Raw genomic sequence first — 21,937 nt, 5'->3', positions numbered from 1 at the left:
GGCCCGCTTTTTTGCTGCTCAGTCGTGCTTCAGGTTGCGCAGGTGAAGATAGACGGTATTCTTGGAGATGCCCAGACTGTCCGCCACCCGGATGACCGCGTCCTTAATGTTGAACACGCCCTGCTCGTAGAGCAGGCGGACAATCTCCTTGTTCCGGTTGGTGGAGGAAATCTGGGGATCGGCGTAGACCGCCTCCCGGGCCTTCTCCATGGCCACGGAGATGACGTCCTCAATGTCTGCGTTGAAGCTCTCCGTTTCCTTGGCGGGGAGGACGGCGGGCGTCTGCGGAAACAGTCCGGAGATAAACTGGGACAGGGGTACATCACACTGGAAATTCATGCATACCAGACCGATGATCCGCCCTCCCTCTCCCACCACCGGAATGGTGGTGGACTTCAGGGTATGTCCGTCCCGGCGGTTCAAGTAGACCAGAGACTGGGGGGTCTGCTTCTCCTGAATGTTGTGGAGCATGGTGAGCGCCAGGTCGGTGATGGGGGCGCCCACGGTACGCTGGGTGTAATGGCCGTTGATAATTTTGATGACCGAGTGGCTCAGGTCCTCCAGACTGTGGAGCACAAACTCATAGCTGTCTCCCAGATAGAGGGCCAGCCCATCCAGCATGGTCTCATAGGAGGCCAGAATTGCCCGGTCTGTTTTTGTCAATGTCAATTCTTCCGACACCATTCCGAGTCCTTCCTGCGTATTCAAGAACGCTTTTTTTCCATTATAACGAAAAAATTTTCCAGCCGCAACGGCTGAGTGAAAAAAAGTTTCATGAATGAATAAAATGCTATTGACTAAATTAAATTTTATTATTATAATAACAGTACACTAGCCGGCTAAAGAGAAAGGGAGCGATTTCATGAACGCAATCCATACAGATAAGGCACCTGCCGCCATTGGTCCCTACTCTCAGGGCATCCGCCTGGGAAATCTGATTTTTACTTCCGGACAGATTCCGGTGGATCCGGCCACCGGCGCCATTCCTCAGGGTATTGAGGCTCAGGCCCATCAGGCCTGCAGAAATGTGGCTGCAGTGCTGAGCGAAGGGGGAAGCGGTCTGGAGCAGGTGGTAAAGACTACATGCTTTTTAGCGGACATGGGGCACTTTGCCCAGTTCAACGCGGTGTATGAGACCTATTTTACTCAAAAGCCCGCTCGCTCCTGTGTAGCGGTGCGGGAACTGCCCAAGGGAGTGCTGTGTGAGATTGAAGTTATTGCCCATTGCTGAGGAACGGCAGGAGGATCAAAGCGGCTGAAATTTATATTACGTAAGGGGGATATTGACATGAGGAAAAAGAGGGAACTTACGGCTGGCCTGGCACTGTTTGGATTTTTTGCCCCGTTAATTGTACTGTTGATTCTTATTTTTCTCGGGGTCAGTATTATGCTGGGTCTGACGGCGGCCATCTGCGTAGAAGGGGTGTTCGGTATCTTCCTGGGCTACTCCTGGGAGGAGCTGGAAGAGTCGGCCATGAAGGGAATCGGCCGGGTAAACCAGACCGTAATTGTCATGATCCTGATCGGCATGCTGATTGGTGTCTGGATTTCGGCCGGCAGTGTTCAGACGATGCTGTACTACGGCGTAAACCTGATTAATCCCAAGCTGTTCCTGCCTGTGGCATTCATTATCTGCATCATTACTTCCATTGTCACCGGAACCTCCTGGGGTACGGCGGGGACCATGGGCATTGCCCTCATTGGCATCGCCCAGGGCCTGGGGGTGCCTGTGGAAATGGCTGCCGGCGCGATTATCTCCGGCGCACTGGTGGGTGACAAGCTGTCTCCCCTCTCGGATACCACGCTGCTTGCCTCCGCTACCTCGGGCGTCAAGCTGTTTGACCACATTATGTCCCTGCTGTATGTGACCATGCCTGCCTCCATCATTGCCATTGTGGTTTATACCGTGCTGGGCCTGCGTTATGGCAGCGGTGAGGCGGATTTATCGGCAGTGAAGGTGCTCTCGGACAGCCTGCTGGGCTCCTGTAATGTGGGTGTGCTCATGCTGGTGCCCCTTCTCTTTGTGCTGGTGCTTTCTGCCATGAAGAAGCCTACCATCCCTGTGTTTGCAGGCGGCCTGGTGCTGGGCTGTATTTGGGCCATGGTTTTCCAGGGCGCTTCTCTTAACGATGTGATTACCGCGGCCATCAGCGGCTTTGTGAGCAACACGGGAAACGCGGATGTGGATGAATTGCTCTCCCGAGGCGGTGCCCTGGGAATGGCGGAGACCATTTTCCTGTGTATTGGTGCGGGCATGTTCTCCGGTATTTTTGAGCGGACCGGTGTGCTGCACCGACTGATGGACAGCCTGTGCAAGGTGGTCAAGTCTGTGGGCGGCCTGGTGTTGTCTCTTACGGTGACGGGCGTTGCACTGATGTTCGGCGGTGCGGGACAGTCCTGTACCCTCAGTCTGCCTGCCATTGCCTTCCGGGATGCCTTTGACGATATGGACGTCAACCCATGTGTCATGTCCCGGACACTGGAATGCACCGGTACCGTCCTTGGCTCCATTGTTCCCTGGGATGCGTCGGCCATCCTTTATACCGGGCTGTTCGGTGTGTCGGTTATGCAGTATCTGCCCTTTAATCTGCTGGCCATTCTCTCGCCTGTGCTGGCGGTGGTCACTGCCTACATCGGATTTGGTGTTTTCCGTAGTGATGAGGCGGTACATTTGACCCTGAAGTGCAAGAAGTATGACAAACAGACCGGAAAGCCCATCTGAGGAGTGAGAGCATGACGGAAAAAGAACTGGAGGCGGCATTGTCTGCCTTTCCCAGAAGGCAGCTTTGTGGATTTGCCACGCCTGTGCAGCGGCTGTATCGGTTGGAAGAGGAGCAGAAGACCGGTCCCGTTTTCATCAAACGGGATGATCTGAACGGAGTGGGGCCAGGCGGCAACAAGGTGCGTCCCCTGGAGTATTTGCTGGGGGAGGCCCTGGACCGGGGGTGTGATGTGGTGATTGCCTCGGGGCAGGAGAACTCCAACCTGTGCTCCATTGCTGCCTCCGCCTGCTGTCGGCTGGGAGTGTCGTGCATTCTGGTGCACAACAATCCAAAGCCTGAGCATCTGGCCGGCAATATGCTCCTCAACCACCTCTCCGGCGTGGAGGAGCACTATATTGGGTCCATTCCGGAACAGGAGCGGGACCGCTATGTGGAGGAACTGGCGGATCGGCTGCGCAGAGAGGGCAGGAAGCCCTATGTGGTAGAAAACGGGGCAACCAGTGTGCACGGGGCGATAGGCTATTTCCATCTTCCCCTGGAACTGGTGAGAGAAAAGACGGAAGTGCCCATCCGAGACCTGTTTGTGCCCGGAGGGAACGGAGGATTAGCCGCAGGGGTAGTGTTTGGGACGGCCCTACTGGGCGGACCGTTCCACGTGCACGTCATTACAGTGGAAAATACCAAGAAGACACTGGAGGCTATTTTGGACAAGCTTTTCCAGGGGCTAAAGGAGTACACGGGGCTGGTTCCGGACGTGCCGGTGGACTCCGTTATGACCATCCATGAGGCATACCGGGGCGAGGGCTGGGGAATTCCGACAAAGGAGTCGGAGGAAATGATCCGACGCCTGGCTCAAAGGGAAGGTATTTTCCTGGAGCGCATCTACACAGCCAAAACTGCCTGGGGCATGTGCGATCTGTTGTCCCGGGGATTGGCGAGGCGTGAGGGAGCCTGCCTTGTGCACTCAGGGGGATTTGCATCGCTCTTTTATCAGTACACATAAAAAGGAAAGTACTCATAGGGCAGCACAGAATGTTTCATTTTTGTGCCGCCGGATTCCTTGGACAAGGGGCGGGCCCATAGGATGGGCCCGCCCCCCTTGCATTACGGAAAGGGACCCGGAAGCGGGGCCCTCGGACGGAGGGCTCCCCGCCAAGAAACTGTGCATTATAAACAAAAATAAGTAATAAAAATAGGATAAAATAAATAAATACATAAAAAATTAGCGGAATCTAAACGGCAAAAGGGCGGTCCTTGGCTTGCCTGGGGCGTGAGAAGGGGGGTATAATTACCGAAGCGTTTGGTACCCGACGGACAAAATCCACCGGGTGCCGGGTTTGGGAAGGAAGGCGAGATACATGAGCGCGCAGATTGCGGCATTGGTCATTTTTATTGTCATGTTCGTCCTGATTGTGTCCGAGCGGATTGAGCGGCACATTGTCACCCTGGGGTGCGCCCTGCTTACCCTGGTGGTGGTGTTCGGGCTCATTATGAACAGCAAAGAAGCGGTGCTGGAGGCCCTGAGTCTCCACAGCTTTACCCACACCAGCTTCTGGTACCAGGCGGGCGGCGGGTCCAGCTCCACCGGTATCAACTGGGAGACCATTACCTTCATTGCCGGCATGATGATCATGGTGGAGGGCATGGGGGACAGCGGCTTTTTCCGCTGGCTGTGCATGACCATCGCCAAGGCGGTTCACTACCGCACGGTGCCCATCTTTATGACCTTTATGGTGATGTCCGCAGGCCTTGCCATGTTTATTGACAGCATCACCGTCATTATGTTCCTGGCTGCCGTCACGGTGGAACTGGCCCGGATACTGAAGCTGGATCCGGTGCCCCTCATTCTCTCGGAAATTTTCTGTGCCAACCTGGGCGGCTCGGCCACCATGTGCGGTGACCCGCCCAACATCATCATTGGCACCTCCCTGGGCTACTCCTTCGCGGATTTCATCACCAACACCGGTGTAATGGCGGGAATCTCCCTGATCTTTGTGCTGATTTACTTCTACTTCTGCTTCCACAAGGAGCTGAAGCCCGCCTCCGGCGCGGTACGGCCCGATCACTACCCCGACCCCAAAGAGGCGATCGTCAACCGCCAGGCTTTTGTCACCAGCTGTGTGATTTTCTTCTTTGCGGTGGTGCTGCTGGTGACCCACGCCCAGACCCATCTCACCGTCTCCTGCATCGGCGTGCTGGCCGCCCTGGCCACCTTGCTGACGGCAGGAAAGCGGGCCGGAAGCCTGCTGCGGCGGGTGGACTACAAGACCTTGCTCTTCTTCGTGGGCCTCTTCGTGGTGGTCAGCGGCCTGGAGCAGACCGGCGTGCTGGAAATTCTGGCGGGCCTCATCAGCAAGGCCAGCGGCGGCAATCCCCTGATGGTGATTGCCATTATCATCTGGGGCTCGGCCGTGGCCAGCGCCTTTATTGACAACATTCCCTTTGCCGCCACCATGATCCCCGTCATCCGCAGCCTGGCGGAAGTCCAGGGCATCCACATGGACACCCTGGCCTGGGCCCTGGCCATGGGCACCGACATCGGCGGCAACGCCACTCCCATCGGCGCCTCCGCCAACGTGGTGGGCACCTCCATCGCCGCCAAGAGCGGCCACCCCATCAGCTGGGGCAAGTACTGCAAGATCATGGCCCCGGCCACGGTGATCGTGATTCTCATTTCCATGCTCTTTATGTTCGTGCGTTACTTCTAAGGCGGCGTGCCGCTGATTTGTTGAAAAGGGGGAAGTCATATGTCGGAACAACTGATTATCACTCTGGGACGGGAATTCGGAAGCGGTGGTCATGAGATTGCCCGGCGGCTGGCCGAGCGGTTCTCCCTGCCTCTGCTGGAGGAGAACATGCTCCGGCACATTGCCGAGGAGAAGGGGCTCAATCCCGAGCGCATGGAGCGGTACGACGAGTCGCCCAGAACCCGGGTGTTTTACCGCACGGTGAACGGCTTCAGCAATGCGCCGGAGGACGTGATTGCCGAGATGCAGTTCCAGTATCTCCGGGACCGGGCTGCCGCAGGGGACTCCTTCCTGGTGGTGGGCCGGTGCGCCGAGGAGGTGCTGAAGGACTATCCCGGACGGATCTCCATCTTTGTGCTGGCGGACCAGTGGTTCAAAAAAGAGCGGACTATGGCCCGGGGCGCCATCTCCGAGGAGGAGGCCCTGGAGCTGATGGTCCGCCGGGACAAGCGGCGCAAGCACTACCACAACCAGTACTGCAAGGGAAAGTGGGGCGACTCCCGGAGCTACGATCTGTGCATCAACAGCTCCAAGCTGGGGATTCAGGGAACGGTGGAGCAGCTGGAGCTGTACATCCGTGCCCGCATTCGCACCAACCGCCTGCAGGAGGTGTGAGCGTCTCCCCTCCCCTGCCCGATAAGTAAAAAAAGCGTGCGCTCTCTCAGAGCGCACGCTTTCATTTTGTTTCGGTTTGCCTTAGTGAATGATGCACAGAGACAGGGTGAGCAGCATAAAGGCGATGGCCACCCACTTGGTCATCTTGGCCAGCTTGGCGTCCACGGACTTGGCCTTGTTCTTGGACAGGAAGGTATCGGCCGCACCGGAGATGGCACCGGACAGACCGGCGCTCTTGCCCGACTGGAGCATAACGACGGCAATGAGGACCAGGCCGCAAAGCACCTGAATGATGGTCACAATGAGCTTCAGCATGGTAAAATCGTTCCTTTCAAAGCCCGCAGCGGGCGAAAAATCACAAAAAGCTCCGGCGGTAATCCGGACGCAGAAACAAGGATACCATAAAAGCAGAGGAAATGCAAGCTTTTTTGGAAAAAATCCCGATTCCAGGCCGGATTTCGCCCATATAGGGGCCGCCCAAGGGGGCGGACACAAGATAGGCCGGAGTTACAGGGCGGCGATGGCCTCGATCTCCACCCGCACGTCCTTGGGCAGACGGCCCACCTGCACCGCCGAGCGGGCGGGGCAGTCGGAGGGGAAGAAGGTCTTGTACACCTGGTTCATGGCCGCAAAGTCCTCCATGTCCTTGAGGAACACGGTGGTCTTGACCACATTCTCCAGAGTGGCGCCTGCCTCCTCCAGGATGGCGGAGAGGTTCTTCAGGGCCTGGGTGGTCTGGGCCTGGATGGTCTCCTCGAGGATGAGGTCGCCGGTGGCGGGATCCAGAGGGATCTGGCCGGAGACGAAGAGCAGGTTGCCCGCCTTGATGGCCTGGGAATAGGGCCCGATGGCGGAAGGGGCGTTGGAGGTGGAGATGACGGTTTTCATGGGAAAGGCTCCTTTCAATTCTGAATGTGGTTATATCATGCGGCACTCATTGGGCCGCAGCTTGGGAGGAAGGAGGGCCGTAGAGGGCCACGCCGCCCCGGCAGCGCACTTCCAAGAGCCCGCGGTCCACCAGGTACTCCACAAAAAAGCGGATGTTGCGCTCAAAACGCAGGGCCCGGTTGGGCTTGTGGGTGAAGAGCTGGTAGTAGGCGCACACGGCGGCATCAATCTGGCTGAGGGTCATGGGCCGGGGAATGAGGGCGCGGATCTCCTCCGCCCGGGTGCGGATGAGAGACTGGTTCGCGTCCAGGAGATGGGGCAGCTCCTCACCCGTGCACACCCCGTGGTGAGCCATGATGTAGGTGTCGTAGGGCAGGCCACGCAGCTTCTCCCGGCTGTCCATGGCCATGGCCTGGGACAGGTTGTAGGGCAGCTTGGCCCCCAGCAGCTCGTGGCTCAGCACCGCGTCGGCCAGGTAGCACACCCCGTCCGGTGTGACGGTGCACACATGGCCCGCCGAGTGGCCGGGGGTGTGGATGAGGGTAAACTCCGCCCCGGCGAAGGAGAAGGGGCCGTCCTCCGGGGGGAGAATCACATCCGGTGTGTGAATCATACAGGCCGATTCCCGCTCCACCGTGTCCGGGGACAGGGTGAGAAAATAGCACTTGAGGGTGAGGACGTTCTGACACATGGCTGCCTCGGGGGCGGTGAGGGCCACGGGGATGCGGTACTTCTGCTGGAAGTAGCCGCTGTTGCCGCAGTGGTCCACGTGGGCATGGGAGCACAGGATGCCCGCCGGGGTCAGGCCCTGGTCCAGCAGGGCCCCTTCCAGCTCCTCCCGCTCGCTGAGCAGGCCGGTGTCCAGCAGGATGCACCGGTGCTCGTCCAGCTTGTAGAAGGGAATGAGCTCCATCCCCTCCGCCACCCAGGTGTTTCCTTTTACTTGTGAGAGCTTCATGAGTACTGCCTCCACAGGGCGGCGGGGCCGCCCCAACGGGTTTTGGGTAGTATGTGGATTGTCCCGGGAAATAACCGGAACAGAGAGTGAAGAGTGGAGAGTGAAGAGTGGAGAGTGAAGGGATTCGACGTTCCGCCTTAGCGGAACCACTGAAATGATGGGCGGATCATATCCGCCCCTGCGGAGCGCTGCCAGGCGGGCCGTCACCTGTGTCCCATTGCAAATCTGTCAGGCGGGCGCAGAGGCGAAGCGGAGCTTCGCAGAAAGTTCTTTGCCGAGCTTTCTTTCAAGAAAGCTCGCGTTGTTTGAGGTAGACCATGAGTACCGCCACGTCTGCCGGGGAGACGCCGGACACCCGGCTAGCCTGGCCCAGGTTCAGGGGGCGAATCTCCTGGAGCTTCTGCCGCGCCTCCAGGCGGATGCCCGTGAGGGACAGGTAATCCACATCATCGGGCAGAGGGCGCTCCTCCAGGCGGCGCATCTCCTCCACCTGCCGAAGCTGCCGGTCAATGTAGCCGGCGTACTTGATGGTAATCTCCGCCTCCCGCACCACAGCGGGGTCCAGATCGGGCCGCTGGGGGTCAAAGGGGGCCAAATCCTCATAGCTCAGCCGGGGGCGGCGGAGCAGATCCGCCAGCCGGGCCCCGTCCTTCACCCGGGGCTCTCCCCGCTCCTCCAGCAGCTTGTCCAGCTCCGGTGTGGGGGGCGTGCCCGTGTGCTCCAGACGGCTCACCTCCCGGTCCACCGCCCGGTACTTCTCCTCCACCCTCTTATAGGTCTCCCGGGACACCAGTCCCAGCTCATACCCCAGGGGGGTGAGCCGCCGGTCGGCATTGTCCTGGCGGTGGAGGAGGCGGTACTCCGTGCGGGAGGTCATCATGCGGTAGGGTTCGTTGGTGCCCTTGGTCACCAGGTCGTCGATGAGCACCCCGATGTACCCCTGGTCCCGGCGGAGGATAAAGGGGGGCTTGCCCAGCAGCTTCAAAGCCGCGTTTACACCGGCCACAAAGCCCTGGACGGCGGCCTCCTCATAGCCGGAGGAGCCGTTAAACTGCCCCGCACCGTAGAGACCGGGAATCTCCTTGCACTCCAGGGTGGGCAGCAGCTGGGTGGGGTCCACGCAGTCGTACTCAATGGCGTAGGCCGCCCGGGTCATCTCGGCGTGCTCCAGGCCGGGGATGGTGTGGAGCATCTCGATCTGCACGTCCTCGGGCAGAGAGGAGGAAAAGCCCTGGATATAGAGCTCCCGGGTGTCCAGACCCATGGGCTCCACGAAGAGCTGGTGGCGCTCCTTGTCCGGGAAGCGGACAATTTTCGTCTCAATGGAGGGGCAGTACCGGGGGCCCACCCCCTCGATGGTGCCGTCGTACAGGGGGGAGCGGTCCAGGTTGGCCCTTATAATCTCATGGGTCTTCTCATTGGTGTAGGTGAGGTAGCACACCGCACGGTTCTCCGGGGGTACCTCCGTTTGGAAGGAGAAGCGAAGGCCGTCCTCGTCCCCCTCCTGGAGCTCCATCTTGGAGAAGTCCACGCTGCGGGCGTGGACTCGGGGAGGCGTGCCCGTCTTGAAGCGGCGGATGGAGAGGCCCAGGTCCACCAGACACTGAGTGAGCGGCAGGGCGGCGGCCAGGCCGTCGGGGCCGGAGTCCCGGACCACCTCGCCCACAATGGTGCGGCCACCCAGATAGGTGCCTGTGGCCACCACGGCGGCCCGCACCTGGTAGAGGGCCCCAGTGTGGGTGACCACGGCGGACACCGCCCCGTTCTCGGTGCGGATTTCCACCACCTCCGCCTGCTTCACCCACAGGTTGTCCTGGTTCTCCAGGGTGGCCTTCATCACCCGCTGGTAGGTGCGGCGGTCCGCCTGGGCCCGGAGGGACCAGACCGCCGGGCCCTTGCCCCGGTTCAGAAGCCGGTACTGGATGCAGGCCTTGTCGGCGGCCTTGCCCATCTCGCCGCCCAGGGCGTCCAGTTCCCGCACCAGGTGGCCCTTGCCTGTGCCGCCGATGGCAGGGTTACAAGGCATGTTGCCCACCGCGTCCAGGTTGACGGTGAAGCACAGGGTGCGAAGGCCCATGCGGGCGGCGGCCAGGGCGGCCTCGATGCCTGCGTGCCCCGCGCCGATGACGGCGATGTCAAATTGTCCGGCAAAATAGGTGTCCATTGGGGTTTCCGTCCTTACTGATGGTTGGAGTGTGGATGCCCGCAGAGGGGTGTATCCACCCAAAAATGTGGAAAATATTTTATCACGAATCCTTGGTTGGGGCAAGTGCTGAGGGGGATGAAGGAGATTGGGGGGGAGTTTTGCCTGCGGGCAGGACGGGAGAAGGGGATGGTTTCGCCCCCCCTATTGGATGTACCCCCCGGGGGCTGGCAGTGCCCTGGAAGGTCCAGCGGAAAATTGGCGGAGCAGGCGACGAAACCTGCAGCCGGGTGCGGCACCGGAACACGGTGCGACTTACAGCACGTTTTCGCTAATACCGCGCACGTCCCGGTAACGGAGCCGTCCACCTGAGCCCTTCCGCGAGGGCAGAAAGGCAGGCGCGATGCCTCTTGTAGAAGTAGGTGGTCATTCAACCAAACCTTAGCGGCAGCGGTTGGCATACAGACACCAATCCTGGGCTTTTCCCGCGCCGGTAAGCTATTTCCTGCGTTTTTGATGGCTCCTTCGTAAAAAATGGGGGTCCGGGGGCAGGCGGGATAGGGCATTGTAAATGCCCGTGAGCCGCCCCCGGCGGTCTTTTGGTTCCTTTTGCACCGCTGCAAAAGGAACTCGCCCGCAGGCGAAATCTCCCCACACAACTATGAGACTCGGTATGTCAGGCGCACATGGTGCGTCCCTATGGAGCACCCCAGGCGTCCCCTCCAGGCGGCGGCAGGGGGTGGATTTTCACTTGAAGGAAGACCTGCAAATATGCTATACTATAAGTTGATACTGCCCCAGTCTACCCCCTCGGGGGAAGGGCTGGTTCAGAAAGGGGGCGGCAGGACAATGAAATACCAGCGCTGGAAGGTTTCCCAGGGCACGCCGGAGGCCCGGCAGGCTCTGGAGGAGGCCGGCCTGTCCTCCCTGCTGAGCGCGGTGCTTGCCGCCCGGGGCGTGACCTCGGCCACGGAAGCCGCCCACCTCTTCGCCCCGGAGTGGGAGCCCCTGTGCGACCCCCTGCTCATGGCGGACATGGACAAGGCGGTGGAGCGGGTGCGCCTGGCCATCCGCCGGGGCGAGCGGGTGGCGGTCTACGGCGACTACGACGTGGACGGCATTACCTCCACCTGTCTGCTCACGGAATTTCTCCGGGGGGAGGGCCTGGAGGTCCTGCCCTACATCCCCTGCCGCCTGGAGGAGGGCTACGGCGTCAACCGGGAGGCGGTGGCCGCCCTGGCGGCCCAGGGAGTCTCCCTCATCATTACCGTGGACTGCGGCATCACCGCCCTGGAAGAGACGGAAGTGGCCCGGTCCCTGGGTATGGAAGTCATCATCACCGACCACCACACCTGCAAGGAGGCCATCCCCGCCGCCGCGGCGGTGGTGGACCCCTGCCGCCCCGACTGCCCCTACCCCTTCAAGGGTCTGGCCGGAGTGGGCGTGGCGTTGAAGCTGGCCATGGCGGTGGCCGGAGAGGACCGGGCGGAGGAGATTTTTGCCCGCTTCTGCGACCTGGCCGCGGTAGGCACGGTGGCCGACGTGATGCCCATGACCGGGGAGAACCGGCGCATTGTCAGCCGGGGCCTCAGCGCCCTCAATCCCCCCCGGCGGCTGGGCTTTGCCGAGCTCATCCACAGCGCCGCCAACGACGAGCGGGCGGTGAACTCCGTCTTTGTGGGCTACACCCTGGCCCCCCGGCTCAACGCCTCCGGGCGGATGGGTCGGGCCATGGAGGCGGTGGAGCTGCTGCTCACCCGGGACCGGGCCCGCGCCCGGGAGCTGGCCCAGGAGCTGTGTCAGCTCAACCGGGAGCGCCAGGCCATTGAGGGAGACATCTTCCAGCAGTGCGTCCGCCGCCTGGACCGGAGCCCCCAGTCCGGGGCTATCGTCCTGGCCGACGAGCACTGGCACCAGGGCGTGGTGGGCATCGTGGCCTCCCGCCTCACCGAGCGCTACGGCTGCCCCGCCTTCATGATCTGCCTGGACAAGGGGATGGGCAAGGGCTCCTGCCGGTCCTGGGGCGGGGTCAACCTCTTTGAATTGCTGGAGGCCTGCGCCCCCCTGCTGGAAAACTTCGGAGGCCACGCCTTGGCCGCCGGTTTCACCGTGCGGGAAGAGAACATCCCCGCTCTGGCCCAGGCCCTGCGGGGGCTGCTGGCGGGCCGGGAGGAGGAGTACGTCTCCCAGCTGGAGGCCGACGCGGCGGTGGAAGCCCGGGTGCTCACCGCGGAGGCGGTGGAGAGCCTGGAGCGTCTGGAGCCCTGGGGCACCGGAAATCCCCGGCCTCTGCTGGTCCTCCAGGGGGCAAGGGTCCAGTCCCTGTGCCAGGTGGGCCAGGGGCGGCATTTGAAGCTGCGGCTGGAGTCCCGGGGCACGGTGCTGGAGGCCATCTGGTTCTCCGCCGACGGCAGTCAGCTGGGCCTGTACCCCGACTGCCGGGTGGATGTGGCCTTCTATCCCCAAATTAACGAATTCCGCGGCCGGCGTGACCTGCAGCTCCAGGTGGTGGACCTGCGTCTGGCCCTGTCCAGGGCCCAGATGGAGCGGGCCATTTATGAAAAATTCCGCCGTCAGGAGCCCCTCACCCCCCAGGAGGCCCGGTTCCTGCTCCCCGAGCGGTGGGAGTTTGTGGATTTGTGGCGCTATCTGGAGCGCCACAGCGCCCCCGGCGTCCCCGTGGAGGACACCCTCCCCCGCATTGCACGGGGGGTGGCCCGCTCGGCGGGCCAGCGGGAGATTCCCACCCGCACCATGCTGTGCCTGGAGGTCATGGAGGAGCGGGGCCTCATCTCCCTGGCCCAGAACACCGGCCGCATCCGCATCACCATCAACCGTGTGGAGAAAAAGGTGGATTTGCAGGCCTCAGAAATCCTCTGCCGCCTGCGGGAGGCCCTGGGCGAGGGATAATGCAGAATGCAGAATGGCCTCGCGGGGAAACATTGCAGAATGAACTTACGGGGAGCGGAGAGCGAATCCTCCTACCTCCCTATCTCATAACTCCGATCGAACTGAGAGGGTGATTTTATGGATCCCATTTTGGAGCGCTATCATGCCCTGGAGGACAAGGTGGCCGCTTACACCCCCAATCTGGATACCAAGCGGCTGTACGACGCATTCACCTACGCCGACGCCGCCCACAACGGCCAGCTGCGCAAAAGCGGCGAGCCCTATATCATCCACCCCCTGGCGGTGGCCGAGATCGTGGCCGACCTGGGGCTGGATGTGGACAGCGTGATCGCTGCCCTGCTCCATGACTGCATCGAGGACACCGCCTCCACCCACCAGGAGATCGCCAAAAAGTTCGGCGAGACGGTGGCTGACCTGGTGGAGGGCGTCACCAAGCTGACCAGGGTGCAGTACGTCACCAAGGAAGAGGAGCAGATGGAGAACCTCCGCAAGATGCTCATGGCTATGGCCCAAGACATCCGGGTGATTCTCATTAAAATCTGTGACCGGCTGCACAACATGCGCACCATGGAGTACCAGTCCCCCCGGAAGCAGCGGGAGAAGAGCCTGGAGACCATGGAGATCTATGCCCCCATCGCCCACCGCTTAGGTATGCAGAAGCTGAAGTGGGAGCTGGAAGACCTGGCTCTGCGGTATCTGGACCCGGTGGGCTACAAGGAGATTGAGGATGAGCTGGCGGTACGCTCCTCCGCCCACGAGGAGTTCCTGGCGGGCATCCAGCACCGCATCCAGCAGCGCCTTCGCCAGGAGGGTATCCACTGCACGGTCTACGGCCGGGTGAAGCACACCTACTCCATCTACCGCAAGATGTTCACCCAGAACAAGACTCTGGACGAGATCTACGACCTGTACGCCTTCCGGGTGATTGTGGACGACATCCCCGAGTGCTACAACGTCTTAGGCTGTATTCACGACATGTTCAAGCCGGTGCTGGGCCGGTTCAAGGACTATATCGGCACCCCCAAGCCCAACATGTACCAGTCCCTCCACACCACCGTCATCGGCCGGGAGGGCATCCCCTTCGAGGTGCAGATCCGCACCTGGGAGATGCACCAGACCGCGGAGTACGGCGTGGCGGCCCACTGGAAGTATAAGCAGGGCCTGGCCAACAAGAACCTGGGCACCGAGCACGAGTTTGAGTGGGTGCGCAAGCTGCTGGAAAACCAGCAGGACACCGACGCGGAGGAGTTTGTCCGCACCCTGAAGGTGGACCTCTTTGCCGACGAGGTCTTTGTCTTCACCCCCAACGGCGACGTGGTGAACCTGCCCGCCGGCGCCACCCCCATCGACTTTGCCTACAACATCCACTCCGCCGTGGGCAACACCATGGTGGGCGCCCGGGTGAACGGCCGGATGGTTCCCTACGACTACCAGCTGCAAAATGGTGAGATCGTGGAGGTCATCACCTCCAAGGCGGCCAAGGGCCCCAGCCGGGACTGGCTGAAGATCTGCAAGTCCAACGAGGCCCGGAACAAGATCCGCCAGTGGTTCAAGAAGGAGCGCCGGGAGGAGAACATCGCCACCGGCCGTGCCGCCTTCGAGGCCGAGCTGAAGCACGCCAAGATCCCCATGTCCGCCATCACCGGCGAGGAGGTCCTGCCCCACATCCTGCGCAAGGTGCGCTTCGGCACCCTGGATGAGCTGTATGCCACCATCGGCTACGGCGGCACCACCGCCACCAAGGCGGTGGCCCGGGTGAAGGATGAGCTGCTGCGTCTGGGCCGACTCCAGGCGGAGAAGGCGGCCGCCGCCGCCAAGACAACCGCCGAGAGCGTCATCGTCCCCGGCATGAGCGCCCCCGTGGAGGCCGGACAGCTGAAGGGCTCCAATAAGCACACCGATTCGGGCATCATCGTGGAGGGCTTGGGCAACTGCCTGGTGAAGTTCGCCAAGTGCTGCACCCCCGTTCCCGGCGACCCGGTCATCGGCTTCATTACCCGGGGCTACGGCGTGTCCGTCCACCGGGCCGACTGCCCCAACGCCGCCCCCGACAAGCGCAAGCCCGAGGAGGCCGACCGCTGGGTGAAGGTGTCCTGGGTGAACAGCAGCCTGCCCCATTACAAGACGGCCCTGGAGCTCTCCGCCAAGGATCGGGACGGCCTGACCCTGGATGTGGCCATGGCCCTCTCCTCCGCCAAGGTGAAGGTGTCCGCCCTCTCTGCCCGCTCCCAGCCCGACGGCTACGCCACCGTCAACATGGTGGTGGAGGTCAAGAACAAGGACGAGCTGAGCACGGTCATCAACAAGCTCAACAACATTCAGGGCGTGTATCAGGTGGCCAGAGCGTCAGGTAAGTAATGCAGAAGGCAGAATGCAGAATGCAGAATGAGCCCGCGGGGCGATAAGAAGAAATCAAAGGATGTGAAACCATGCGGGCGGTTGTGACCCGTGTGTCCTCCGCCTCCGTCACCATTGACGGAGCGGTGGAGGGCGCCATTGAAAAAGGATATTTGATTTTGCTGGGCGTGGGCCCGGAGGACACCGAAGAGATCTGCGACAAGCTGGCGGAGAAAATCTGCAATCTGCGGGTCTTTGAGGACGAGAACGGAAAGATGAACCTGAGCCTGGAGCAGGTGGGCGGGGCCATGCTGGTCATCAGCCAGTTTACCCTCTACGCCGATACCTCCTCCCGCCGCCCCGGCTTCTCCCGGGCGGCCAAGCCCGACCTGGCCATCCCCCTCTACGAGCGGTTCCTGGACCGGTGCCGCCAGCGGGGCTTCCAGGTGGAGCACGGCCAGTTCGGCGCCGACATGAAGGTGGCCTCGGTGAACGACGGCCCGGTGACCATCCTGTTTGACACCGAGGCAAAATAAGCATTTTTACAGAGTTGAGAGTGAAGCGTGAAAAGTGGAGATGTCCGTCTTTGCTCTCTCCACTCTCAACTCTTCACTCTTCACTCTGAAACAAGGGGTTTTGATTGTATGAAGGTTAAGGTCATGCAGGTGGGGCCCATCGGCACCAACTGCTACATTCTGGAGGACGACACCACCGGCAAGGCCGCGGTCATTGACCCCGGCGACGAGGCCGGGCGGATTTTAAAGGCGCTGGAGGAGAACAAGGTGGAGGTGGAGTATATTCTCCTCACCCACGGACACTACGACCACACCACCGGTGTGCCGGAGCTCCACCGCGCCTTGCCCAAGGCTAAAATCTATATCCATGAGGCCGACGCCAACGGGGCGGGCTCTCAGCTCTTCCCCCTGGCCGGACAGGTGGAGGACCTGCTTCTTTATGATGAGGGGGACAAGCTTACCCTGGGCGCCCTCACCATTGAGGTGCTCCACACTCCCGGCCACTCCAAGGGCAGCGTGGTTCTGAAGGTGAGCGACGTGCTCTTCTGCGGCGACACCCTCTTTGCCGGGTCCTGCGGACGCACCGACCTGCCCGGCGGCAGCTATGCGGAGATTATGGCTTCCCTGAAGCGGCTGGGTGAGCTGGAGGGAGACTACCACGTCTGCCCCGGCCACGATGTGACCTCTACCCTGGAGCGGGAGCGGAGAAGCAATCCCTTCCTGCGGGAGGCTATGGCGCACTAAGAGAAACATTTGTTATTTCGTGTGCTGGATTTTTAATGGGTGCGGCTTTTACGGCTGCTCGCATAAGTAAACCACGGGAAAAAATGTTTCGCCCCCGGGCGAGTGACTTTCTGTGCAGACAGAAAGTCACCAAAGAACTGTCAAAGGTGGGAGGGATTTCGATTTCCCTCCCCCCTTTGAAATCCCCCCTCCTTAAAACGACCAACACAGGGGGGGACTGCGGTCCCCCCTATTGGATGTACCCCCCCGGGGGCTGGTGGGGCCTTGGAAGGTTCAGCGGAAAACCACCGAAGCAGGCGACGAAACCCGCAGCCGGGTGCAGTACCGGAACGCGGGGGTGTTTCACCGCACCGTTCCGGCAATCCCGCGCACGTCCCGGCGACGGAACCGTCCACCGGAGCCCTCCCGCGAGGGGAGAAAGTTAGGCGCGATGTCCCTTGTAGAAGTAGGTGATTATTCAACCGCTTCTTAGCGGCAGCGGTTGGCGCTGAGACACCCATTCTGGGCTTTTCCCGCGCCGGTTGGATATTTGCTGCGTTCTTGATGGCTCTCCCGTAAACATATCAGGGGGGTCCCGGGGAGGCGGGATAGGGCATTGTAAATGCCCGTGAGCCGCCCCCGGCGGGTTTTTGGTTCCTTTTGCACCGCTGCAAAAGGAACTCGCCCGCAGGCGAAATCCCCACATCCAGCCGGTCAAAGCGGGCGGATGGGACATCCGCCCCTACAAAAATGCCGTGATGGGACGGGTAGATCATATCCGCCCCTGCGAGTGAGCCGCCATAAGACGGGGGCATCCATCGTTTCGATTTTTCCCCACGAACCACCGGCCCACAGGCCGAAACCATTGAGAAGGTGAAGCATGAAGCTCTATTTTCAGGAAACCACCACCCCCTGGCAGCCGGAGCGCTACCGCTACTCCGCCGAGCAAATGATGCTCACCCTCTTCCCTGGGGAACGGCCGGAATACCCGGAGGACCTCCCCCGTACACTGGAGGGAGAGCCCGCTGCCGCTCTCTTCTCCCTGGAGACACAGGAAGACACCGCCGTTCTCAACGCCCAGGTGGCCTGGGAGGGCAAAACCGCCCAGGGGAAGCGCACCTTCCCCGCTGCGGATCTTGACCAGGACCCCCACGCGGTCTACCACGTGGTGCAGCACGCCTTGAAGCTGGCCTTCTACCAGGCGGGCACCGCCCTGCTGGGCCACGAGCCCCCCTGGGGCGCCCTCACCGGCGTGCGCCCGGTGAAGCTGCCCACCCGGGCCATGAAGGAGGGCGCCTCCCCCGAAGAGGCTCGAAAAGAGCTGGAAGAGGAGTACCGGGTGTCCCCCCGCCGGGCCCAGCTGGCCCTGGACTGTGCCAAAGCCAGCCTGGCGGCCCAGCAGGTGCTGGGCACGGGCACGGTGTCGGTGTATGTGGGCATCCCCTTCTGCCCCACCCGCTGCGCCTACTGCTCTTTCGTCTCTGCCGATGTGGGCCGGACCATGAAGCTGGTGGACCCCTATGTGGAGGCCCTTCTGAGCGAGATTGAGGCCACCGGAAAGGCTCTGAACCAGGCGGGCCTCACCGTGCGCACCCTCTACATGGGAGGCGGCACCCCCACCACCCTGTCCGCCGGACAGATGGACCGGGTGCTTGCCGCCTGTAAGGCCCATCTGCCCGTGGAGAATTGCGTGGAATACACGGTGGAGGCCGGACGGCCGGACACCATTACCCGGGAAAAGCTGGAGGTGCTCAAGGCCCACGGCATCGGCCGGGTGTCCATCAACCCCCAGACCCTGGAGGATGAGGTGCTGCGGGCCATCGGCCGGCGGCACACGGCCCAGGACATCCGGGAGGCCTACGCCCTGGCCCGGGAGGTGGGCTTTGACTCCATCAACATGGACCTCATCGCCGGACTGCCCCGGGACAGCTATGAGGGCTTCTGCCGCACCCTGGACGGGGTGCTGGCCATGGCTCCGGAGAACATCACCGTCCACACTCTGGCCCTGAAAAAGGGATCTACCCTGATGGAAAAAGGTGGGGCCATCCCCTCCGGCGAGGAGACCGCCCGGATGCTGGAGTACTCCCTGGACGCCCTGGGGGGCGGGGGCTACCGCCCCTATTACCTCTACCGGCAGAAGTACATGTCCGGCTCCCTGGAAAACGTGGGCTGGACCCTGCCCAGCCTGGACAGCGTCTACAACATCGCCATGATGGAGGAGCTGCACACCGTGGTCTCCATCGGCGGCGGGGGCGTCACCAAGCTGGTGGACCCGGAGAAAGGACAGATTGTCCGCCTGCCCAACCCCAAATATCCCCAGGACTATCTCGCCTCTCTGGACAAGGTTCTCTCCCAGAAGGAGGAGCTGGTCCGGTTTTACGCCGGGGCCCGGCCCCGATAAACCCCTGCCGGGGCGCGGCGGCCCCGATGGAAAGGAGCTTTTATGGCTTATCAACTGCAGGAAATCAACCGACGGATTCAGACGGACGTGGAGGCCTTCCTGGCCGAGTGCGACGAGAGCTACGCCCAGCGGGTGTCCCTGGCGGCGGACAAGATTCTGGCCAACCTGGACAAGAGCCCCATTGTGCTGCTCTCCGGCCCCTCCGGCTCGGGCAAGACCACCACGGCCATGAAGATTGCCGAGGAGCTGCGCCGCCGAGGCGTGGAATCCCGGGCGGTGGCCATGGACAACTACTTCAAGACCATGAACCCCAAGATCGCCCCCCGCACCCCCGAGGGCAGCATCGACTACGAGTCCCCCCTGTGCCTGGACATGGAGCTGCTGGACAAACACTTCGCCGCTCTGGCCCGGGGCGAGGAGATCATCATCCCCAAGTTTGAGTTTGCCCGGCAGATGCGCAACGACTCCCTGGGCACCCCCATGAAGCTGGAGAAAAACGAGATCGCCATCTTCGAGGGCATCCACGCCCTCAACGACGACATCGCCGGCCGCCATCCCGAGGCCACCAAGCTCTATATCTCCGCCCGGTCCAATGTGAACGAGGGCTCCACCCTGCGCTTCAAGGGGACCTGGATGCGGCTGACCCGCCGAGCCGTCCGGGACCATAACTTCCGGGGCACCGGCGTGGCCGAGACTTTGGAGATGTGGGCCAACGTCCGCCGGGGCGAGAAGCTCTATATCTCCCCCTACAAGACCCGGGCGGACATCATTTTCGACTCCTCCCTGCCCTATGAGGTGTCTGTAATGCGCAATTACGCCGTCCCCATTCTCCAGTCCGTACCCGAGGAGAATGACCGCCACGACGAGCTGCTGCAGCTCATTGACGCCTTCCAGTTCTTTGAGCCCATCGATCCCGCCCTGGTGCCCAAGGACTCCCTGCTGCGGGAGTTCATCGGCGGCGGCAGCTACAAGTACCACTGAGGGCCCTGAGACCTTTTTTATCCTAGAAAACGCGGAGTGATTCCATGTACCAACCAACCTATGATTCCCGCGACATCCGGTATAAAAGCCCCTACGGGGCGGTGCCCTCCGGGACTGCCGTCACCTTCACCCTCCGGCCCCCACGGGCGGAGGGCTTCTCCCGGGCCACCCTCACCGCCCGCTTTGAGAGCCGGGACGGCCAGGTGGTCAAGCTGCCCATGCCCTGGGTGGGCGTGGAGCTGGACCGGGACCTGTTCCGGGCTACTCTGGACACCGGGGACTATGTGGGCCTGGTGTGGTATTCCTTTGTGCTGGAGGGCATCGACGGGCGCAAGCGGGAGCTGGGCCACCACCAGCTCACCGTCTATGACGGCGCGGAGGCCGTTCCCACTTGGTTCGGGGAGGGAGTCACCTACCAGATTTTCCCCGACCGCTTCCGCCGCAGCCGTATCCCCAACCCCGCCGGCATGGTGGGCGGCCGCACCGTCCACCAGAGCTGGGAGGAGATGCCCGAGTACCGCCCCGACCACAAGGGGGAGATCCGCAACCGGGACTTCTTCGGCGGGGACTTCAAGGGCGTGCTGGAGAAGCTGGACTACCTGAAGGGGCTGGGGGTGGACACCCTCTACTTCAACCCCATCTTCGAAGCCGCCGAGAACCACCGCTACGGCACCGCCGACTATGACCGCATTGACCCCATGTTGGGCACCAACGAGGACTTTACCCGCCTGTGCGACGAGGCCCACAAGCGGGGCATGCGGGTGATGCTGGACGGGGTCTTTAACCACACCGGCTACGTGAGCCGCTACTTCAACGGGGACGGCTTCTACCCCACCGTGGGAGCCAGCCAGAGCTGGGACTCCCCCTACCGCCCCTGGTTCAACTTCATCGAGTGGCCCAAGAAGTACGAGAGCTGGTGGGGCATCTACTCCCTGCCCGCCGTCAATGAGGGGAACCCCGACTACCGCAACTTCATCTTCGGCGGCGCGGACAGCGTGGTCCGCCGCTGGCTGCGGGCGGGGGCGGACGGCTGGCGGCTGGACGTGGCCGACGAGCTGCCCGACGACTTTGTCCACGGCATCCACGAGGCCGCCCGGGCGGAGAAGCCCGAAGCGGTGGTCATCGGTGAGGTGTGGGAGGACGGCTCCACCAAAATTGCCTACGGCGTGCGCCGCAAGCACATCCTGGGGGGCCACTGCGACGGCCTGATGAACTATCCCCTCCGCAATGCCATCCTCTCCTTCTTCCTGGGGGGCGGCGGCGAGCACTTTGTGGAGGCCATGGAGACCATACAGGAGAACTATCCCCCCTTCGCCTTCTACTCCGCCATGAACTCCCTGGGCACCCACGACACCCCCCGCATCCTCACCCTGCTGGGGACGGGCAGCGAGTGCCGGGACCAGTCCCGGGACTGGCGGGCCTCCTTCCGCCTCTCCCCCAAGCAGCGGCGGAGGGGCAAGGACCTGCTGCGGGCGGCCAGCCTGCTCCTCTTCTGCTTCCCCGGCTCCCCCACGGTCTACTACGGGGACGAGGCGGGCATGGAGGGCTTCGAGGACCCCTTCAACCGCCAGACCTACCCCTGGGGCCACGAGGACCGGGAACTGCTGGACTGGTACCGGGCCCTGGGCGGCCTGCGGGGGAGCCACCCCGCCCTGCGCCGGGGGTCCATCCGGTATCTGGCCGGACAGGGGGCGCTCCTTATCTTCCTGCGGGAGTTTGAGGGGGAGCGCATCCTGTGCGCCTTCAACGCCGGGGAGGAGCCGGTGGAAAAGACGCTGGAGCTGTGGTGCCCTGCCCGGGCGCTGCTGGGCCGTGCCCATGTGGAGCACCGGTGGGAGGGCTTGTCCCTCACTGTGCCCCCCCGCTCGGGGGTGGCTCTGGAGCTGGGGGAGGAATTCCCCTGGGACGAGTGGGACGCAACTGCTGATTGACATGCTGTCAGGGACGGATGGTAGCCTCCATCCGTCCCTTTGTGCTATTCTGGGGACACAAAAAC

Annotated in this window: 17 protein-coding genes; 12 read left to right on the top strand and 5 right to left on the bottom strand. The window is 62.1% G+C overall.

Going from position 1 to position 21,937, the window contains the following annotated elements:
• Positions 1–18 precede the first annotated feature (18 nt).
• A complete protein-coding gene (locus DWX58_RS05230) occupies positions 19–684 on the bottom strand; it encodes a PAS domain-containing protein (protein ID WP_199648684.1) in 666 nt (221 codons plus the stop codon).
• Positions 685–862: 178 nt separating this feature from the next.
• Between DWX58_RS05230 and DWX58_RS05225 the strand changes: the two genes are divergently transcribed.
• The 5 genes from DWX58_RS05225 (at position 863) to DWX58_RS05205 (ending at position 6,085) form a co-directional block, all read left to right on the top strand.
• Positions 863–1,231 carry a RidA family protein gene (locus DWX58_RS05225; RefSeq protein WP_118641902.1) on the top strand — a complete coding sequence of 123 codons (369 nt, stop codon included), beginning with the start codon at positions 863–865 and terminating at the stop codon, positions 1,229–1,231.
• Between the two features lie 57 nt (positions 1,232–1,288).
• Positions 1,289–2,722, top strand: coding sequence for a Na+/H+ antiporter NhaC (gene nhaC, locus DWX58_RS05220; protein ID WP_118641901.1), 1,434 nt, complete (start codon positions 1,289–1,291; stop codon positions 2,720–2,722).
• An 11-nt stretch (positions 2,723–2,733) separates the two neighbouring features.
• Entirely contained in the window at positions 2,734–3,726 is a 993-nt protein-coding gene (locus DWX58_RS05215) for a pyridoxal-phosphate dependent enzyme (protein ID WP_118641900.1), read from the top strand.
• 355 nt (positions 3,727–4,081) lie between these two features.
• On the top strand, positions 4,082–5,431 hold the full coding sequence (locus tag DWX58_RS05210) for an SLC13 family permease (protein ID WP_118641899.1): 1,350 nt from the start codon (positions 4,082–4,084) through the stop codon (positions 5,429–5,431).
• Between the two features lie 39 nt (positions 5,432–5,470).
• Positions 5,471–6,085, top strand: a complete 615-nt coding sequence (locus tag DWX58_RS05205; protein WP_118641898.1) for a cytidylate kinase-like family protein — start codon at positions 5,471–5,473, stop codon at positions 6,083–6,085.
• An 81-nt stretch (positions 6,086–6,166) separates the two neighbouring features.
• On the opposite strand, the gene secG is transcribed toward DWX58_RS05205, so the two are convergent.
• The 4 genes from secG to mnmG form a co-directional block, all read right to left on the bottom strand.
• A complete protein-coding gene (gene secG / locus DWX58_RS05200; RefSeq protein ID WP_118641897.1) occupies positions 6,167–6,400 on the bottom strand; it encodes a preprotein translocase subunit SecG in 234 nt (77 codons plus the stop codon).
• A 192-nt stretch (positions 6,401–6,592) separates the two neighbouring features.
• A complete protein-coding gene (locus tag DWX58_RS05195; protein WP_118641896.1) occupies positions 6,593–6,973 on the bottom strand; it encodes a RidA family protein in 381 nt (126 codons plus the stop codon).
• Between the two features lie 46 nt (positions 6,974–7,019).
• The gene (locus DWX58_RS05190; RefSeq protein WP_118641895.1) at positions 7,020–7,931 is read right to left on the bottom strand and encodes an MBL fold metallo-hydrolase; all 912 of its coding nucleotides are present in this window, start codon (positions 7,929–7,931) and stop codon (positions 7,020–7,022) included.
• Positions 7,932–8,217: 286 nt separating this feature from the next.
• Positions 8,218–10,095 carry a tRNA uridine-5-carboxymethylaminomethyl(34) synthesis enzyme MnmG gene (mnmG, locus tag DWX58_RS05185; protein ID WP_118641894.1) on the bottom strand — a complete coding sequence of 626 codons (1,878 nt, stop codon included), beginning with the start codon at positions 10,093–10,095 and terminating at the stop codon, positions 8,218–8,220.
• A 750-nt stretch (positions 10,096–10,845) separates the two neighbouring features.
• On the opposite strand from mnmG, the gene recJ reads away from it, so the two are divergent.
• The 7 genes from recJ to DWX58_RS05150 all read left to right on the top strand — a co-directional run bounded on the left by recJ (position 10,846) and on the right by DWX58_RS05150 (position 21,872).
• A complete protein-coding gene (recJ, locus tag DWX58_RS05180) occupies positions 10,846–12,984 on the top strand; it encodes a single-stranded-DNA-specific exonuclease RecJ (protein WP_243093263.1) in 2,139 nt (712 codons plus the stop codon).
• 117 nt (positions 12,985–13,101) lie between these two features.
• Positions 13,102–15,342 (top strand): bifunctional (p)ppGpp synthetase/guanosine-3',5'-bis(diphosphate) 3'-pyrophosphohydrolase, encoded by a 2,241-nt coding sequence (locus tag DWX58_RS05175; RefSeq protein ID WP_118641892.1) that lies wholly within the window; start codon positions 13,102–13,104, stop codon positions 15,340–15,342.
• Between the two features lie 71 nt (positions 15,343–15,413).
• Complete coding sequence (gene dtd, locus DWX58_RS05170; protein WP_118641891.1) at positions 15,414–15,857, top strand: D-aminoacyl-tRNA deacylase; 444 nt, start codon at positions 15,414–15,416, stop codon at positions 15,855–15,857.
• A gap of 108 nt (positions 15,858–15,965) precedes the next feature.
• Positions 15,966–16,580 (top strand): MBL fold metallo-hydrolase, encoded by a 615-nt coding sequence (locus tag DWX58_RS05165; RefSeq protein ID WP_118641890.1) that lies wholly within the window; start codon positions 15,966–15,968, stop codon positions 16,578–16,580.
• An 859-nt stretch (positions 16,581–17,439) separates the two neighbouring features.
• Entirely contained in the window at positions 17,440–18,960 is a 1,521-nt protein-coding gene (gene hemZ, locus DWX58_RS05160; protein WP_118641889.1) for a coproporphyrinogen dehydrogenase HemZ, read from the top strand.
• A gap of 42 nt (positions 18,961–19,002) precedes the next feature.
• Positions 19,003–19,941, top strand: coding sequence for a nucleoside kinase (locus tag DWX58_RS05155; protein WP_118641888.1), 939 nt, complete (start codon positions 19,003–19,005; stop codon positions 19,939–19,941).
• Between the two features lie 44 nt (positions 19,942–19,985).
• On the top strand, positions 19,986–21,872 hold the full coding sequence (locus DWX58_RS05150) for a glycoside hydrolase family 13 protein (protein WP_118641887.1): 1,887 nt from the start codon (positions 19,986–19,988) through the stop codon (positions 21,870–21,872).
• Positions 21,873–21,937 lie beyond the last annotated feature (65 nt).

Source organism: Pseudoflavonifractor sp. AF19-9AC, assembly GCF_003478995.1.
In the GTDB taxonomy this organism is placed as follows: Bacteria; Bacillota; Clostridia; order Oscillospirales; family Oscillospiraceae; genus Lawsonibacter.
Note: the sequence above shows the minus strand (reverse complement) of the source record. Positions and strands in the feature narration are given on the sequence as shown.